Annotated in this window: 15 protein-coding genes; 10 read left to right on the forward strand and 5 right to left on the reverse strand. The window is 61.8% G+C overall.

Annotated features, from left to right (window positions below):
* Window positions 1-227: 227 nt before the first annotated feature.
* Together M0D65_RS31965 and M0D65_RS31970 are read right to left on the reverse strand one after the other, a co-directional pair.
* A complete protein-coding gene (locus M0D65_RS31965; RefSeq protein WP_266256048.1) occupies window positions 228-641 on the reverse strand; it encodes an EF-hand domain-containing protein in 414 nt (137 codons plus the stop codon).
* 17 nt (window positions 642-658) lie between these two features.
* Window positions 659-2,308: a peptidase S10 gene (locus M0D65_RS31970; protein ID WP_266256049.1), complete on the reverse strand. Its 1,650-nt coding sequence runs from the start codon at window positions 2,306-2,308 to the stop codon at window positions 659-661.
* A 382-nt stretch (window positions 2,309-2,690) separates the two neighbouring features.
* On the opposite strand from M0D65_RS31970, the gene paaA reads away from it, so the two are divergent.
* From paaA to M0D65_RS32010, 8 genes are all read left to right on the forward strand, one after another.
* On the forward strand, window positions 2,691-3,689 hold the full coding sequence (gene paaA / locus M0D65_RS31975) for a 1,2-phenylacetyl-CoA epoxidase subunit PaaA (RefSeq protein WP_091017498.1): 999 nt from the start codon (window positions 2,691-2,693) through the stop codon (window positions 3,687-3,689).
* Window positions 3,690-3,729: 40 nt separating this feature from the next.
* Window positions 3,730-4,014: a 1,2-phenylacetyl-CoA epoxidase subunit PaaB gene (gene paaB, locus M0D65_RS31980; protein WP_091017636.1), complete on the forward strand. Its 285-nt coding sequence runs from the start codon at window positions 3,730-3,732 to the stop codon at window positions 4,012-4,014.
* Window positions 4,015-4,021: 7 nt separating this feature from the next.
* Complete coding sequence (gene paaC / locus M0D65_RS31985) at window positions 4,022-4,825, forward strand: 1,2-phenylacetyl-CoA epoxidase subunit PaaC (protein WP_266256050.1); 804 nt, start codon at window positions 4,022-4,024, stop codon at window positions 4,823-4,825.
* 22 nt (window positions 4,826-4,847) lie between these two features.
* Window positions 4,848-5,411, forward strand: a complete 564-nt coding sequence (gene paaD, locus M0D65_RS31990) for a 1,2-phenylacetyl-CoA epoxidase subunit PaaD (RefSeq protein WP_266256073.1) — start codon at window positions 4,848-4,850, stop codon at window positions 5,409-5,411.
* A gap of 1 nt (window position 5,412) precedes the next feature.
* Window positions 5,413-6,501, forward strand: a complete 1,089-nt coding sequence (gene paaE / locus M0D65_RS31995) for a 1,2-phenylacetyl-CoA epoxidase subunit PaaE (protein WP_091017482.1) — start codon at window positions 5,413-5,415, stop codon at window positions 6,499-6,501.
* Window positions 6,502-6,643: 142 nt separating this feature from the next.
* A complete protein-coding gene (locus tag M0D65_RS32000) occupies window positions 6,644-7,477 on the forward strand; it encodes a DUF1835 domain-containing protein (protein ID WP_266256051.1) in 834 nt (277 codons plus the stop codon).
* A gap of 12 nt (window positions 7,478-7,489) precedes the next feature.
* Window positions 7,490-8,086: a TetR/AcrR family transcriptional regulator gene (locus M0D65_RS32005; RefSeq protein WP_096722355.1), complete on the forward strand. Its 597-nt coding sequence runs from the start codon at window positions 7,490-7,492 to the stop codon at window positions 8,084-8,086.
* Between the two features lie 237 nt (window positions 8,087-8,323).
* Window positions 8,324-8,992: a GNAT family N-acetyltransferase gene (locus tag M0D65_RS32010; RefSeq protein WP_096722353.1), complete on the forward strand. Its 669-nt coding sequence runs from the start codon at window positions 8,324-8,326 to the stop codon at window positions 8,990-8,992.
* Window positions 8,993-9,084: 92 nt separating this feature from the next.
* On the opposite strand, the gene M0D65_RS32015 is transcribed toward M0D65_RS32010, so the two are convergent.
* Window positions 9,085-9,606, reverse strand: a complete 522-nt coding sequence (locus M0D65_RS32015) for an Lrp/AsnC family transcriptional regulator (protein WP_091017472.1) — start codon at window positions 9,604-9,606, stop codon at window positions 9,085-9,087.
* Between the two features lie 142 nt (window positions 9,607-9,748).
* Here M0D65_RS32015 and hppD point away from each other — a divergent pair, with 142 nt between their 5' ends.
* Entirely contained in the window at window positions 9,749-10,846 is a 1,098-nt protein-coding gene (gene hppD / locus M0D65_RS32020; protein ID WP_266256052.1) for a 4-hydroxyphenylpyruvate dioxygenase, read from the forward strand.
* Between the two features lie 112 nt (window positions 10,847-10,958).
* Here hppD and M0D65_RS32025 read toward each other — a convergent pair whose 3' ends face one another.
* On the reverse strand, window positions 10,959-11,156 hold the full coding sequence (locus tag M0D65_RS32025; RefSeq protein ID WP_091017468.1) for a hypothetical protein: 198 nt from the start codon (window positions 11,154-11,156) through the stop codon (window positions 10,959-10,961).
* Window positions 11,157-11,527: 371 nt separating this feature from the next.
* Here M0D65_RS32025 and M0D65_RS32030 point away from each other — a divergent pair, with 371 nt between their 5' ends.
* Window positions 11,528-15,133, forward strand: a complete 3,606-nt coding sequence (locus M0D65_RS32030; protein ID WP_091017466.1) for an indolepyruvate ferredoxin oxidoreductase family protein — start codon at window positions 11,528-11,530, stop codon at window positions 15,131-15,133.
* Between the two features lie 256 nt (window positions 15,134-15,389).
* On the opposite strand, the gene M0D65_RS32035 is transcribed toward M0D65_RS32030, so the two are convergent.
* On the reverse strand, window positions 15,390-17,675 hold the full coding sequence (locus tag M0D65_RS32035) for an NADP-dependent malic enzyme (protein WP_266256053.1): 2,286 nt from the start codon (window positions 17,673-17,675) through the stop codon (window positions 15,390-15,392).
* Window positions 17,676-17,761: the final 86 nt, after the last annotated feature.

Genomic DNA, 17,761 nt, shown 5'->3' on the forward strand with positions numbered 1-17,761 from the left:
TTTCACGATATGGGGGGCATTGTTGCTCAAATGAGGATTGCGACAAAGCAGATCTTGCGCGGATATCGATTTGTGATACTGGGAGGACCGATATGCGAATGATCGATATATGCGTGGAAATCAAAGGCGCTCGAATTCCCAGCGTCTCCTGGAATGAAATAAAAAACCGGCCGGAGTCTATCCGGCCGGCCTATACCTCAACGGCGTCCTTCCACCGCACGATCACGCTAGTTGTTCGAAAAAGCCACCCCGTGCCGGGCCCGCAGGAAGCTCCGGAAATCCTCGAAGCTGATATAGCCGCTACCGTTACGATCGATCTGCTGAAAGTGATCGGCGATGTAGCCCATGCCATGGTCCTTTGCGGCCTGCTGGGTCAGCAGATGCGTCGACGGATCGGCCGCCGCGTCAAACCGGGCCTTCATCTGGTCGAGCACATGCTGATGCAGTGCCTGTCCGCGCAGTTCTGGCGTGTCGTTGCTCGGTGGCGACGGCGGCGGCCGCAGCATGTCTCCGACGCGGACCATCTGTGCATCGATCGAACCCAAGATCGGTGCGATCCTCGCCACCTGCGCAACCGCGCCATGCGATGCCAGCGACGACAGCGCGCAGACCATTACAACCCTAGCCCATACCCTGTTCATGTTAGCGCTCTCCATGGTTAGTGCGACGCCACGTCGGCCGCGGCCGGTGTAGCGGCGAAGAAGGTGTCGATGGCCTGCTTCATCGGCGCCCGCGAACTCTTCATCAGATAGATCATGTGCCCGCCCGGGAATTGCTGGAACGGTACCGTCTGTGCCAGGTTTGCGCCCTGCAGATCGAGCTCGGTCTGATGGATCGGGCAGACCAGATCGTCGTAACCGCCGAACACCTTCATTTTCAGCGACGGATCGAGTGTCAGCACGTCGACAATATCTCCCAGCGAACTCGGACGCCCCGAGGTATCGGAACCGTGCGTGAAGTTCCAGTCATCGATGATGACGGAAGGCTCCAGGTTGTACGCGGATGCGTTCTTGTAGCTGAGGAAGTTCGGTAGATAGTCGTTGATTGCGTTCTGGAATGCCGTGTCGTTGTACGAACTTCCATCATAGTTCGCTCCAGCGGGTGCGGCGACCAGACCGTTGTACATATCGATCGACCCCACGCCGTTCAGCAGGTAGTTCGCGTAGGTATCGGGCTGCATGTTGAAGTTGCTTTTCCAGTTCGCCGCGGACACCGCGGTCCAGCCGTTCAGTGCGGTGGTCACACTCGCCGGCGGCGTCGTGCCTCTCGACAGATAGGCGCTGTTGGCCGGCGCATAAGTCTGGTCGGTGAAGGTGCGCATCCCGCTCACGTAGTCCACGAGCGAAAGCTGGTTCGGGTTGCTGATGTTCGCGCCCCGTCCGTATGCAACCCCGGCATAGGAAGGTAGGAATCCGTTGCAGGGCACGCTCGTGGAGCCGTATTCGTAGCAATTCGTCTTGTAGCTGAGAATCGGCGAATTCAGGATCACGCCCGTTAGCGCCGGGCCGCCCTGTCCGGGACTGCCTTGCTGTTCGAGCAGATCGGCGACGATCGGTGTACGGATCCCGCCATACGACTCGCCGTACAGATACTTCGGCGACTGCTGCCGGCTGTTGACCTGCACATAACGGTTGATGAAATCGCGGAACACACCGGCATCCTTGTCTGTCGACCAGAAATCCCGGTTCTTGTGCGGCGCGACGGCTTCGGAATAGCCCGTTCCCGTGGCGTCGATAAACACGAGATCGCTGTCATTCAGCATCGTGACGTCGTTGTCGACCATCGGGAAGCTCGATGGCGCGGTTGTGCCGAGCTTCAGCGAAGCCTCGTCGATATTGAGCGTTCTTGGCCCCCATGAGCCAAGGTGCAGCCAGATCGTCGATGAACCCGGGCCGCCGTTCCAGAAGAACGTGACGGGCCGTGTTCCCGGCGTCGTGCCGTCGAGCGTATAGGCCACGTAGAACACGGACACTTCCTTGTCGCCCGCGGATGTGATCGCGGTCAGGTGGCCCGCCGTCGCGGTGTAGTTGGCCGGCTTGCCGTCTAGCGATATCGAGTGGTGGGTAATAGCCGCCTTATCGAACGCGGCGGTCGCGGCCAACGATGCCGAAGCGCTCGAACTGTAGCGGTTCGGATCGGTGTAGGGCTGATCAGCCGGCAACGCGCCCGCGGCGGAAGAGGTCGCCTTTGCCTGCGTGTTGGCGTTGAGTTTCGCTGCACTGGAGGAACTACCCGAGTCACCGCCACACGCGGACAAGCCGACGCATGATGCGGCGATCAGTATCGCCAGACATGGTTTGTTTTTCATTGGACGCTCTCGACGAAGCACGGTTGATCAAGGTCTTGCGGTTGCGGCCTCACAATTTCATTGGTTATCCAGATTATTATCGGCGCAGGCTTCGCGGATTCCGTGCAGTCGTGGCTGATCAAACAGAATATCGCCTCTCTGTCGATAATCCGCCGGCAAGCCGACGCACATCGTTTATAGATTGCTGGTAATGGGGACGCAAGGTAGATAACAATTATTGAGGATTGTTATGCGAGGCAGCGCCCACAACGCTGCGAGCAGCGTGACCGCGTATTCCACCGAAGAATGAAATTTCGCTAGAAACAGCACCGAAAATTTATTTACCGACCGGTCGGTTGGTTTATACTCCGGAAACAGACAACTCTCGACGAGAGCGCTCCCCATGTACACGCAATCCCTCGATATCCCGGGCAACGTCGCACCGCTGGACGCAGCCGCAGGTTCCCCAGAACAGTCGCGCTTCGACGCCGTGATGACCGCCGACGGCAAGATCGAACCGCAGGACTGGATGCCCGAAGCGTATCGAAAGACACTTGTAAGGCAGATTTCGCAGCACGCGCATTCGGAAATCGTCGGCATGCTGCCGGAAGGCAACTGGATCACACGCGCGCCGAGCCTGAAGCGCAAGGCGATCCTGCTCGCCAAGGTCCAGGACGAAGCGGGCCACGGCCTCTATCTATATAGCGCGTGCGAAACGCTCGGCGTATCGCGCGATCAGCTCGTCGACGCACTGCACGCGGGCAAAGCCAAATATTCGAGCATCTTCAACTACCCGACGCCGACATGGGCCGATGTCGGTGTAATCGGTTGGCTGGTCGACGGCGCGGCGATCATGAACCAGATTCCGCTGTGCCGCTGCACGTACGGTCCGTATGCGCGCGCGATGATCCGCATCTGCAAGGAAGAGTCGTTTCATCAGCGTCAGGGTTTCGACTCGCTGATGTCGATGATGAAGGGTACGCAAGCACAACGCGAACTCGTGCAGCAGGCCGTGAACCGCTGGTGGTGGCCGGTACTGATGATGTTCGGCCCCAGCGATAAAGACTCGATACACAGCAACCAGTCGTCGCAGTGGGGCATCAAGCGCATCTCGAACGACGACCTGCGCCAGAAATTCGTCGACGCCACGGTAGACCAGGCCAAGGTACTCGGCGTCACGCTGCCGGACCCGGACCTCAAATGGAATGAAGCGCGCGGTCAGCACGACTACGGCGCGATCGACTGGGAAGAATTCTGGCGCGTCGTCAACGGCGACGGTCCCTGCAACAAGGAACGCCTCGCCACTCGCGTGAAGGCGCACGACGACGGCGCGTGGGTTCGCGAAGCCGCGCTCGCCCACACGGAAAAACAGCGGCAGCGCGCGCAGCAGCAAGCCGCCTGACCCCACGCAAAGATTCAGGAGATCCGCAATGGACAAGTCAATCAACAAGGAATGGCCGATCTGGGAAGTGTTCGTGCGCAGCAAGCAGGGACTCGACCACAAGCACTGCGGCAGCCTGCACGCCGCCGACGCATCGATGGCGTTGCGCATGGCGCGCGACGTCTACACGCGTCGCCAGGAAGGCGTGAGCATCTGGGTGGTGCCGTCGTCGGCGATCACCGCATCCGATCCCAACGACAAGGCCGAGCTGTTCGAACCGGCCGGCGACAAGATCTACCGCCATCCGACGTTCTATACGCTGCCCGACGAAGTCAACCACATGTAAGCGCGTCATGGACATCACGACCCAACATCTTTCCTACGTGCTGCGTCTCGCGGATACCGCGCTCGTACTCGGTCAACGCAACGCCGAGTGGTGCGGCCACGGCCCGATCCTCGAAGAAGACATCGCGCTCGCCAACATGAGCCTCGATCTGATCGGCCAGGCGCGGCTGCTGTACAGCCACGCGGCCACGCTCGAGCAGCAGCTCACCGGCACGATCCGCACCGAAGACGACTACGCGTACTTTCGCGCCGAACGCGAGTTCGCCAACTACACGCTGGCCGAGTTGCCGCACTACGGTCCGCTCGCGGGCACCGCGCACGCGGACAACGACTACGCGGTCACGATCGTGCGTAACTTCTTCTACTCGACGCTGATGGCACACCTGTGGACCGCGCTCGCAGTATCGACGGACGAGCACCTGGCTGCGATCGCGGCGAAGTCGATCAAGGAAACGCGTTATCACGTCCATCATGCACGCGAGTGGCTGATCCGCTTCGGCGACGGCACCGACGAATCGCATCGCCGCGCGCAAGCCGCGCTCGACTATCTGCTGCCCTACACGCGCGAGTTCTTCAGTACCGATGCCGTCGAGGAAGCAGTAAGCGCAGCCGGCATCGGCCCGCAAACTGCGACGCTCGAAGCCGCGTGGTTTGCCGACGTACGCGCCGCGCTCGAAGAAGCCACGCTCGCGCTGCCCGAACCGGTGAAGCACATCACCACCGGCAAGCACGGCGAGCATTCCGAGCACATGGGTTATCTGCTCGCGGAACTACAAAGCATCGCGCGGCAGCATCCCGGCGCGACCTGGTAACCGGACGCAGAGTACGACCGTGATCTCGACCACGACATCCACCGGCACCGACGACCCGACGCTGCAACGCGCCTGGCACGCGCTCGAAGCCGTGCCGGACCCGGAGATTCCCGTCGTGTCGATCCGCGAGCTCGGCATCCTGCGCGACGTGCGGCGCGGTATCGACGGCACGCTTGAAGTCGTGATCACGCCGACGTATTCCGGTTGCCCCGCGATGTCGCAGATCGCCGAAGATGTTGCGCAGGCACTCGACACCGCCGCCCTCGCGCCATACCGGATCGAGACCGTGCTCGCGCCCGCGTGGACCACCGACTGGATCACCGCCGACGCCCGCGAAAAACTGCGCGCCTACGGCATCGCACCGCCCACCGGCGATTGCGCAAGCCATACATCGGCCACATCGAGCGAAAGCCAAAGCCCGAGCCAGGTCATCCGCTTTATACCAAGACCACTCGCAGCACCCGCTTGCCCACGCTGCGGCTCAGCGCACACAGAACGCCTCGCGCAATTCGGCTCGACAGCATGCAAGGCGCTATATCGCTGCCTCGACTGCCGCGAACCCTTCGACTACTTCAAACCATACTGATATGGCCACCCCGCAATTCCATTCGCTGCGCATCCGGGAAGTCCGTCCCGAAACCGCCGACGCGGTCTCGGTCGCCTTCGAAGTCCCCGAGTCCCTGCGCGAGCTGTATCGCTTCACGCAAGGTCAGTTCGTGACGCTGAAAACGCACATCGACGGTGAGGAAACGCGTCGCTCGTATTCGATCTGCGTCGGCGTCACCGATTACGACCGCGACGGCGAACTGCGCGTCGGTATCAAGCGAGTGCGTGGCGGCCGCTTTTCGAACTTCGCGTTCGACACATTGCAGCCGGGCCACACGATCGATGTGATGACACCCGACGGCCGCTTCTTCACCCACCTGAACGCAGGCCAGGGGAAACAGTACGTCGCATTTTCGGGCGGCTCGGGCATCACGCCGGTGCTCGCGATCATCAAGACGACGCTCGAAATCGAGCCGCGCAGCACGTTCACGCTGGTTTACGGTAATCGCAGCGTCGACGCGATCATGTTTGCCGAAGAGCTCGAAGACCTGAAGAACCGCTTCATGAACCGCTTCGTGCTCTATCACGTGCTGTCCGATGACATCCAGGATGTCGAGCTGTTCAACGGCGTGCTCGATCAGCAGAAGTGCATGGACTTCCTGAACACGCTCGTGCCGGCCGATTCGATCGACGAAGCGTTCATCTGCGGCCCCGCACCGATGATGGACGCCGCCGAAAACGCACTGAAAACGGCCGGCGTTGCGCCGGCGCAAGTGCACGTCGAGCGTTTCGGCACACCGCTGCCGCAGGCCGGCGCACCGATCGTCGAAATCACCGACAACACCCCGGCTGCCGACCTCGAAATCGTTCTCGATGGCAAACGGCGCAAGCTGCGTCTGCCCTACAAGGGCGTGAGCGTACTCGACGTCGGACTGCGCGCCGGTCTCGCGTTGCCGTACGCCTGCAAGGGCGGCGTCTGCTGTACCTGCCGCGCGAAGGTGCTGGAAGGCGAAGTGACGATGGACAAGAACTACACGCTGGAAGAACACGAAGTGCGCGACGGCTTCGTGCTCACGTGCCAGTGCCATCCGGTGAGCGAGCGCGTCGTAGTCAGCTACGACGAACGCTAGACAATCACCCGCGCACACCTTCGAACGCCCACTGCGCCGCTTCCGGCGCGGTCGCGATCCGCTTACACTAGGGGCCGCTCACGTCCGGGACTCCATTCCGGCTGTGAGCGGCCTTTTTCACGGAGTGGGCAATCAGCTTTCGATGAGCACAATCCACATAACCAATGGCGACGTAGCGGCGGAATCGCTGCGCGGCGCTCTACGCGAAGCGAACCGCGACGACCGTGTGCTCGCGCTGCGCGACGATCTCGCCGTCGGGCCTCTGCGCGGCGCCGATGAATCGCCCGATATACGCGCGGAGTTCTGGCAACGCGTCAGCACCGACGGCACACGCGACTTCATCGGCGAGTTCGCCGGCCAGGCCGCCGAGCTGGAACGACTTGTCGCCGCCGACTCACATGTGGTGATCTGGCATGCGCAAAGCGCCGCCGATCAGTTGACGCTGCGGCGGGTCTGCTACCACCTGCGCAACAGCCCTCAGCGGTTGAACGAAGTGCGCCTGTCGATCGGTGATCTGACCGACCCTGGCGCCTGGGCGCATAGCCGCGCCGATCAGGCGACTTCCGTCGGCATGTTCGCGCCGGCGGTACTGCGCGCGCATCTGCGCGACGCAGCGCCGATCTCCGTGCTGCGCATCAGCCGGCTCGCGCTTGAATGGCAGGAAGTGAAGCAGGCGAACGGCGAGACACGGCGCCTGCGCGACAACACGTTCACGAGCGGCAGCTTCGGCGAACTCGACAGCTTCCTGCTCGGCCAGGCCACCGGCGCCTGGCAACCAGCCGCCCGCCTCGCCGCGGCGCTGATGTCGGCCAACATCGGCTTTCTCATCAGCGACGGCGTTGCGCTGTGGCGTTGCCGCGAACTCGCGGCAACCGGCCGCGTCCGGCTGCGCGGCGATGCATCGTCATGGCGTACGCTCGAACTGTGCGCCGCAGGCGCCGCGCAATGCGCCGCCCTTTCCACCTGCCCCGACTGACCGTCCAGAACCATGGCCCGCACCCGAGCGCCCGATCACGAAACACAACGCGAACAGATCCTCGATCTGGCCGCCGAAAAATTCGCGCAGACCAGCTATCCGAGCACCTCGATGGCGGACCTCGCCGCCGCGAGCGGTACGTCGAAAGCACGCCTCTATCACTACTACGCGAGCAAGGAAGCGATCCTGTTCGATCTGCTCGACCGCTACACGAAGCGGCTGATGCTGATCATCGCGGAGGTCGAAGGCGCCAGCCAGCGGCGCGGCCTGACCGAGCGCGAAACCTTCGCCGAGCTGGTCCGCGCGTTCCTCACCGAGTACGAGACCTCGCACAGCCGGCACGTGGCGCTGCTGAACGACGTGAAGTATCTGGTCGATACGCAGCGTGAAGTCATCCTGAACCGTCAGCGCGACGTGGTCGCCGCGTTCGCGCGCCAGTTGACGCGTGCCTACCCCGAGCGCAGCACCCGCGACAACCAGACCGCGCTAACGATGATGGTGTTCGGCATGATCAACTGGACCTTTACCTGGCTCAAACCGGGTGGCCGGATGGGGTACCAGGAGTTTGCGGAACAGGTGGTCGGAATGATCGAGCACGGGCTCGGTTAGCCACGAAATGCGGCACGGCAGCATTTTTTCGACCACCCAGTCGGCAAATGGCGATTCATCGGCCGAATGTAGTTAAACGAACAAATTCAATAAAATCATATACTTGAGCGTCATAAAATAACGTTCTAGAACATCCCCTCCAGCAAATTCAGGGTTTTCCCTAGGTTCATCCTGACGGTTCGACTACAATGCTTGGTGCATCGCATCATGCTGTCCGTCTGAAAAGGAGAACCGTCCATGAACAAGCTCGCTAACCGCGGCGATGAGCCGATCGTGACATCCGATCGCCTGTTGCAGGCCGGCAGTCGCGCGCCTGCTCTCGTCCGGGAACTCACTTCCGCCGACCGCGACCGTCTGCTCACCCACTTCCTCGCGCTGAACGAAGAAGACCGTCTGCTGCGCTTCGGCCAGGTCGTGCCGAACCACGTGATCGAACACTACGTCCGCGCAATCGATTTCTCGCGCGACACCGTGTTCGGTGTGTTCGACAGCCAGTTGCAGCTCGCCGGCGTCGGCCATCTGGCCTACCTGCCCGCCGACGGCGAAAAGCGCACCGCCGAATTCGGCGTGTCGGTGCTGGAAAGCGCGCGCGGCCAGGGTGCCGGTTCGAAGCTGTTCGAACGCGCTGCGATCCGCAGCCGCAATACGCACGTGACGACGCTCTATATGCACTGCCTGTCGCGCAACTCGACGATGATGCACATCGCGAGAAAGGCCGGCATGAAGATCGAGTACGCGTATGGCGAAGCCGATGCGTACCTGACGTTGTCGCCGGCAGACCAGTCGAGCATCCTCAGCGAAATGCTGCAGGAACAGGCTGCGGTGTTCGACTACGCGCTCAAGCGGCAGGCACGCCGGGCGTCGATGCTGCTTGAATCGTTTCTGCCCACGGCGGCGGCGGCGTAAGGCGCGGGCCACCCCGACCGATGAGGAAAAAAGCGGCTTCGGCCGCTTTTTTTATGTCCGCACAGTCCGCCCGAAGCCACTGTGGCGCGTGCCTAGAGAATCGGCAGTGCCGTCGTTTCCTTGATCGTATCCAGCGAAAAGCTGGTCTTGACGTCGATCACCGACGGATGATGCAGCAACTGATCCTGCATGAAGCGCGAGAAGTGCGCCATGTCTTCGACGTGTACCCGCAGCATGTAATCCATGTCGCCGGTCATCGCGTGGCACGCCACGACTTCGGGCCATGCCTGCACGGCCGCGCGGAACAGTTCCGCATGCGTCGCACCGGGACGCCTCGACGTGCTGCCGTCGCTGCGCACGCTCACCGCCGGTCCGCCGCGTTTTTCCAGCCGCACATCGACGTACGCGAGCAGCGCTAGTCCAAGCCGCTGCGGATCGAGCAACGCAACATAGCCGCGGATCACCCCGCTCTCTTCAAGCCGACGAATGCGCCGTAGACATGGGCTAGGCGACAGATTGATGCGCTCCGCGATGTCCTGGTTCGACAGCCGGCCGTTCTCCTGCAGGATGGCAAGAATCCGCCGGTCGATTGCATCTATCTCGATGTCAGCCATTTTCTGCCTTCGATTATCGAATCACAGCTATTAAATAGCGCAATCCTAGTGATCTCCACTTAAGTTCGCAAGCTTTCTCCCTATCTGGCGACTTACACTTGCGTCATTCCATCGCGGTACGCGCCCGACAGAGGAGACAGACATGCAGGTTTCAACCTGGGACAACCCCGTCGGCACCGACGGCTTCGAGTTCATCGAATACACCGCACCCGATCCGAAAGCGCTCGGCAAGCTGTTCGAGCAGATGGGCTTCACCGCGATCGCGCGGCATCGTCACAAGGACGTGACGCTGTACCGCCAGGGCGAAATCAACTTCATCGTGAATGCCGAACCGGACTCGTTCGCGCAGCGCTTCGCGCGCCTGCACGGTCCGTCGATCTGCGCGATCGCGTTTCGCGTACAGGACGCAGGGAAGGCGTACCGGCATGCGCTCGATCTCGGCGCATGGGGCTTCGACAACAAGACCGGCCCGATGGAACTGAACATCCCGGCGATCAAGGGCATCGGCGACTCGCTGATCTATTTCGTCGACCGCTGGCGCGGCAAGAACGGTGCGCAGCCGAACAGCATCGGCGACATCGGCATCTACGACGTCGACTTCGAACCGATCCCCGGTGCGAACCCGAACCCCGCCGGCCACGGCCTCACCTACATCGACCACCTGACGCACAACGTGCATCGCGGCCGCATGCAGGAATGGGCGGAGTTCTACGAGCGGCTGTTCAATTTCCGCGAAGTGCGTTACTTCGATATCGAAGGCAAGGTGACGGGCGTGAAGTCGAAGGCGATGACCTCGCCGTGCGGCAAGATCCGGATTCCGATCAACGAAGAAGGTTCGGAAACGTCGGGGCAGATCCAGGAATACCTCGACGCGTATCACGGCGAAGGCATCCAGCACATCGCGCTCGGTAGCAACGACATCTGCCGCACCGTCGACGGGCTGCGCGCGTCGAAGATCTCGCTGCTCGACACGATCGACACGTATTACGAACTGGTCGACCGCCGTGTGCCGAACCACGGCGAGCCGCTCGACGAACTGCGTAAGCGCAAGATCCTGATCGACGGTGCACGCGAAGACCTGCTGCTGCAGATCTTCACGGAAAACCAGATCGGCCCGATCTTCTTCGAGATCATCCAGCGCAAGGGCAACCAGGGCTTCGGTGAAGGCAACTTCAAGGCGCTGTTCGAATCGATCGAACTCGATCAGATCCGCCGCGGTGTCGTGAAGGACAACACGTAAAGCGTTGCGCATAAAAAAAGCGAAGATCGATTGATCTTCGCTTTTTGACTAAGTGCCAAAGCCTCGAAGGCTTCAGCTAGAAAATGGGACGATGCAGCGCCTGCGCGCTACCTCACTTTTGCTGGCCGTCGTGGTCGACGGTGACGCCTGCACACGAGCGGTCCATGCTGCCCAGACATGGGACAACATGCGTCGTATGAGCGAGCGTTCCGGCAGATGCACTTTCCGTGGCATTCGAACGTAGCGGCGCGCTGATGGCAAAAAAAGCGGCCGAGACCGTCAGGAAGGTCTGGATGTGTCGTTTGTTCATGCGTACTCCTTTATCAACTGCCTGTCCCGGCAGGCCCCCGCAACGTATGGCGGAGTCTGCGCAGTGGCTACAGGTGGGGTATTAGACCGGCATTTCAAGTCGGGTTCATGAATTAGCAGTGGTTTTACAGGCTGTTACAGCAAGATTCATCTCGACACATTGCGTGTCATACAGTCGCAATAAGACGCAATATCGACGGTAGAAATCGATGCCGCAGCGCCGCATTTTTGGCTGCAATGCGGCGGGTTTCTACCAGTGCTACCATCGCCGGAAAGTCGGCAATATGTCGGCCCCGGCCAAAGCATTCACAAGATGTCGAGGCCCTGCAATTTTGTTTTGGCGATCCCAAACTGGGTGGAGGAGTACACATAATGAATGCCCCGCTAGACGCAGATCAGCGAGCATCGCTCGAAGCTGCGCTATCTTCCGTCACGCTCGACGACAAATACACCCTCGAACGCGGCCGCGCGTATATGAGCGGCATCCAGGCGCTGGTCCGTCTGCCGATGCTGCAACAAGAACGCGACAAGGCTGCCGGACTCAATACAGCAGGGTTCATTTCCGGCTACCGCGGGTCTCCGCTCGGCGGTCTCGATCTGTCACTGTGGAAAGCCAAGCAGCATCTGGCCGCACACCAGGTCGTGTTCCAGCCCGGCGTCAATGAAGACCTCGCCGCCACCGCCGTGTGGGGTTCGCAGCAGGTCAATCTCTATCCCAGCGCACGCTACGACGGCGTGTTCTCGATGTGGTACGGCAAAGGTCCCGGTGTGGACCGTTCCGGCGACGTGTTCAAGCACGGCAACTCGGCCGGTTCGTCGAAACACGGCGGCGTCCTCGTGCTCGCCGGCGACGATCATGCCGCGAAATCCTCGACGCTCGCGCACCAGTCCGAGCACATGTTCAAGGCATGCGGCCTGCCGGTGCTGTTTCCGTCGAACGTGCAGGAATATCTCGACTTCGGCCTGCACGGCTGGGCGATGAGCCGTTACTCCGGCCTCTGGGCCGCGATGAAGTGCGTGACCGACGTGGTCGAATCGTCGGCTTCGGTCGATATCGATCCGCACCGCACGCAGATCATCCTGCCGTCCGATTTCGCCATGCCCGACGGCGGCCTCAACATCCGCTGGCCCGATCCGCCGCTCGTGCAGGAAGCGCGTCTGCTTGACTACAAATGGTATGCGGCGCTCGCGTACGTCCGTGCGAACAAGCTCGATCGCGTCGAGATCGATTCGCCGCACGCGCGCTTCGGCATCATGACCGCGGGCAAGGCGTATCTGGATGTACGCCAGGCGCTGACCGACCTCGGTCTCGACGACGAAACCTGTGCGCGCATCGGCATCCGGCTTTATAAGGTCGGATGCGTCTGGCCGCTCGAAGCACAAGGCGCGCAAGCGTTCGCGCGCGGTCTCGACGAAATCCTCGTGATCGAAGAAAAGCGCCAGATTCTCGAATACGCGATCAAGGAAGAGCTGTACAACTGGCCCGACACACAACGGCCGCGCGTGTACGGCAAGTTCGACGAGAAGGACGGCGCCGGTGGCGAATGGTCGGTGCCGATGGGCAAGTGGTTGCTGCCCGCGCACTACGAACTGTCGCCGGCGATCATCGCGAAAGCGATCGCGACACGGCTCGACAAGTTCGACCTGCCGTCCGACGTCCGCGCACGCATCGCGACGCGCATTGCCGTGATCGAAGCGAAGGAAAAAGCGCTCGCTCGGCCGCGCGTCGAAGTCGAGCGCAAGCCGTGGTTCTGTTCCGGTTGCCCGCACAACACGTCGACCGCCGTGCCGGAAGGCTCGCGTGCGATGGCCGGTATCGGCTGCCACTACATGACCGTGTGGATGGATCGCAGCACGACCACCTTCAGCCAGATGGGCGGCGAAGGCGTCGCGTGGACCGGTCAGGCGCCGTTCACGAACGACAAGCACGTGTTCGCGAATCTCGGTGACGGCACGTACTTCCACTCGGGTCTGCTCGCGATCCGCGCGGCGATCGCGTCGAAGGCGAACATCACCTACAAGATCCTCTACAACGATGCGGTCGCGATGACCGGCGGCCAGCCGGTTGACGGCACGCTGACCGTGCCGCAGATCACGTTGCAGCTCGCTGCCGAAGGCGCGACGAAAATCGTGATCGTCACCGACGAGCCGCAGAAGTACCAGGGCGCGATGCAGCAGCTCGCAGCGGGCGTGACGATCCATCATCGCGACCAGCTAGACGACGTGCAGCGCGAGCTGCGTGAAATCGCCGGCACGACGATCCTGATTTACGACCAGACCTGCGCAACCGAAAAGCGCCGCCGCCGCAAACGCAATGCGTACCCCGATCCGGCGAAGCGCGTCGTGATCAACGATGCAGTCTGCGAAGGTTGCGGCGATTGCTCGGTGCAGTCGAACTGCCTGTCGGTCGAGCCGCTCGAAACCGAGTACGGCACGAAACGCCAGATCAATCAGTCCACCTGCAACAAAGACTTCTCTTGCCTGAAGGGTTTTTGCCCGAGCTTTGTCTCGGTCGAAGGCGGTCAACTGCGCAAACCGAAAGCAGCCGGCGGCGTGGCTAGCGACACGTTGGCACCCGTGCCGGATCCGCAAGTGCCGGCAATCGGTCGTCCGTATGGCGTGCTGATCACGGGCGTCGGTGGTACCGGCGTTGTGACGATCGGTGCGCTGCTCGGCATGGCCGCGCACCTCGAGAACAAGGGTGTGACGGTACTCGACGTCACCGGCCTCGCCCAGAAGGGCGGCGCCGTGATGAGCCACGTACAGATTGCGAACCAGCCCGCCGACATCCACGCCACGCGTATCGCGATGGGTGAAGCGAGCCTCGTGATCGGTTGCGATGCGATCGTCACCGCCAGCGACGAATGTGTGTCGCGGATGCAGGGTGGACGCACACGCGTCGTGTTGAACAGCGCAGCCACGCCGACCGCCGAGTTCATCAAGAACCCGAACTGGCGTTTCCCTGGGGCCAGCGCCGAAGCCGACGTGCGCGCCGGTGCCGGCGACGACGGTGTTTCCGCCGTCGACGCAAACCGCTTCGCGCTTGCGCTGCTCGGCGATGCGATCTACACGAATCCGTTCATGCTTGGTTACGCGTGGCAGCGCGGCTGGATTCCGCTCACGCACGAATCGTTGATCCGCGCGATCGAACTGAACGCCGTGCAGGTCGACAAGAACCGCGCAGCATTCGAATGGGGTCGCCGCACCGCGCACGACCCTGCCGGCGTCAGCAAGCTCGCGAACCTGCAGGGCCGCAGCGAAGAAGCCACCGATACGGCAAGCAGCAAGATCATCTCGCTGCATACGCCGAAAGCGCTCGACACGCTGATCGACAAACGCGTGCAGTATCTGACCGCTTACCAGAACGACGCGTATGCGGCGCGCTATCGCAAGCTCGTCGATGAGGTACGGGCAGCGGAAACGTCGCTTGATTCTATCGACAGCCAGTTGCCGCTCACCGAAGCCGTCGCGAAGAATCTGCACAAGCTGATGGCCTACAAGGACGAGTACGAAGTCGCGCGTCTGTATGCCGACCCGGCCTTCGTCGAGAAGCTGAAGGCAAACTTCGAAGGCGACTGGAAGCTCAAGCTGTATCTCGCGCCGCCGGCGTTCTCGAAGAAGGATTCGCACGGCCATCTCGTGAAGAAGCAGTACGGTCCGTGGGTGTTCAGCGCGATGCGCGTGCTCGCGAAGTTCAAGTTCCTGCGCGGCACCGGCCTCGATGTATTCGGCAAAACCGAAGAGCGTCGTACCGAACGGGCGCTGATCGGCGAGTACGAAGCGCTGGTTCGTGAACTAGTGGGCAGTTTGAGTCCGCAGAAGCGCGCTCTCGCCATCGAACTCGCCAGCCTGCCCGACGGCATTCGCGGCTACGGTCACGTGAAGGAAAACAACCTGAAGGGCGTGCGGACGAAGTGGACCGCGTTGCTTGCGAAATGGCGGGCGCCGGAAGGGACTGGCGAGCGGCACGTCGCCTAATCGCTTAAGCCTGCAGCGGTCCGATAAGGATCGCCGGTGAACAAGGGCGCTACGTCGAAGCTGACGTAGCGCCCTTTCACTTTCGGGTAGCGCGCACCGGAACCGGATGACGAGCGGTGTGTCGCGCAAGCCCCGCAACGATCCTGCGAAAACCACGCATGAAATAAGGGCGCCACGTCTGAAATGACGTGGCGCCCTTCTCTTTTATCGCGCGCCCGGCTTTCCTCACCGAGCGCGCGCAGCGTGAATTGGCAGCTTACTTCGCCGCCGCCCGCTGCACGTTCGCGTTAGCCGAAGCAACCGCCGTCATGTTGATGATCCGCCGCACGGTCGCAGCCGGCGTCAGGATGTGCACCGGCCTTTCCGCGCCGAGCAGGAACGGACCAACCGTCACACCATCGCCACCGATCATCTTCAGCAGGTTGTACGTGATGTTCGCTGCCTCGACGTTCGGCATGATCAGCAGGTTCGCTTCGCCGCTCAGCGTCGAGCCCGGAAACGCGGCCTTGCGGACCGCCTCCGACAACGCCGCATCGCCGTGCATTTCACCGTCGATCTCGAGCGTCGGTGCGCGTTCGGCGATCAGCTTGCGCGCCGCCGCCATACGCTGCGACGAAGCCGAGGGAATGCTGCCGAAGTTCGAATTCGACAGCAACGCGACCTTCGGCGTAATACCGAACTTCTCGATTTCACGCGCGGCGAGGATCGTCATGTCGGCGAGCTGCTCGGCAGTCGGCACTTCGTTGACGTACGTATCGCAGATGAACAGATTGCGGCCCGGCAACATCAGCAGATTCATCGCGGCGAAGTTCTGCACGTTCTCCGCCTTGCCAAGCACCTGCTCGACGAACTTCAGATGACTGTGATAGTTGTCGATCATCCCGCAGATCATGCCGTCCGCGTCGCCGAGACGCACGAGGATCGCGCCGATCAGCGTGTTGGATTTGCGCATCGCGGCCTTCGCGAGTTCTGGCGTCACGCCTTCGCGTGCGCCGATCTCGTGATACGCCTGCCAGCATTTCTGGAAGCGCGGATCGTCTTCCGGATTGACGATCTCGAAGTCCTCGCCGCACTTGAGCTTCGAGCCCATCTTCTGCAGACGCATCTCGATCACCGCCGGCCGGCCGATGATGATCGGCTTCGCGATCTTCTCGAGCAGCACGAACTGCGCGGCGCGCAGCACGCGCTCGTCCTCGCCTTCCGCGAACACGATCCGCGCCGGCTCCGACTTCGCGGCGGCGAACACCGGACGCATCACCATGCCCGTGCGGTACACCGTCGTGCCGAGTTCCTCGCGGTACGCGTCCATGTCCTTGATCGGTCGCGTCGCCACGCCCGAATCCATTGCGGCTTGCGCGACGGCGGGCGCGATCTTGATGATCAGGCGCGGATCGAACGGCTTCGGAATCAGGTAGTCCGGGCCGAATTCCAGCGAATGTCCTTCATACGCTTTTGCGACCTCATCGCCCTGATCGGTCTCTTCGGCGAGTTCCGCGATCGCGCGCACGCAGGCGAGCTTCATTTCTTCCGTGATCGTCGTTGCACCGACGTCGAGCGCGCCGCGGAAAATAAACGGAAAGCACAGCACGTTGTTGACCTGGTTCGGATAGTCCGAACGGCCTGTCGCGATTATCGCGTCCGGGCGCACTCTCTTTGCGTCTTCCGGGCGGATTTCCGGCTCCGGGTTGGCAAGCGCGAGGATCAGCGGGCGCGTGCCCATCTCCACGACCATCTCCGGCTTCAGCACGCCGGCGCTCGAACAGCCGAGGAACACATCGGCGCCGCGAATCGCGTCGGCCAGCGTGCGCGCATCGGTGTTCGCTGCGTAACGTTCCTTCGACGGATCGAGATTGCCGCGTCCTTCGTAGATCACACCCTTGGAATCGGCGACGAGTACGTTCTTCTTCGACAGCCCGAGGTGCACCAGCAGGTCCAGACACGCGATCGCTGCAGCACCCGCACCCGAACAGACCAGCTTCACTTCGTCGAGCTTCTTGTCGACCACCTTCAGACCATTGAGAATCGCCGCCGACGCGATGATCGCGGTACCGTGCTGATCGTCGTGAAACACTGGAATCTTCATGCGCTCGCGCAGCTTCTTCTCGATGTAGAAGCACTCCGGCGCCTTGATGTCTTCGAGGTTGATGCCGCCGAGCGTCGGTTCGAGCATCGCGATCGCATCGACGAGCTTGTCCGGGTCGGTCTCGGCCAGTTCGATGTCGAACACGTCGATGCCCGCGAATTTCTTGAACAGGCAGCCCTTGCCTTCCATCACCGGCTTCGCGGCGAGCGGTCCGATGTTGCCGAGGCCGAGCACCGCGGTGCCGTTCGTCACCACGCCGACGAGGTTGCCGCGCGAGGTGTACTTCTGCGCGTCGAGCGGTTCCTCGTAGATCGCCATGCATGCGGCAGCGACGCCCGGCGAATACGCGAGCGACAGATCGAGCTGGTTCGATAGCGGCTTGGTCGGCGTGACCGAGATCTTGCCGGGCTTCGGATTCTGGTGATACGCGAGAGCGCTTTGCTTCAGTTGTTCGTCCATTTTTGGCCTGCGAGGCGAGAGAAATTGGGTCCGGCGCATCGCGTCATGAGGGCCTTTTCGCTTGCATGTATCGAGGGGGTAGTCGA

It is taken from the genome of Paraburkholderia sp. CHISQ3, from assembly GCF_030464945.1.
Taxonomy (GTDB): Bacteria; Pseudomonadota; Gammaproteobacteria; order Burkholderiales; family Burkholderiaceae; genus Paraburkholderia; species Paraburkholderia megapolitana.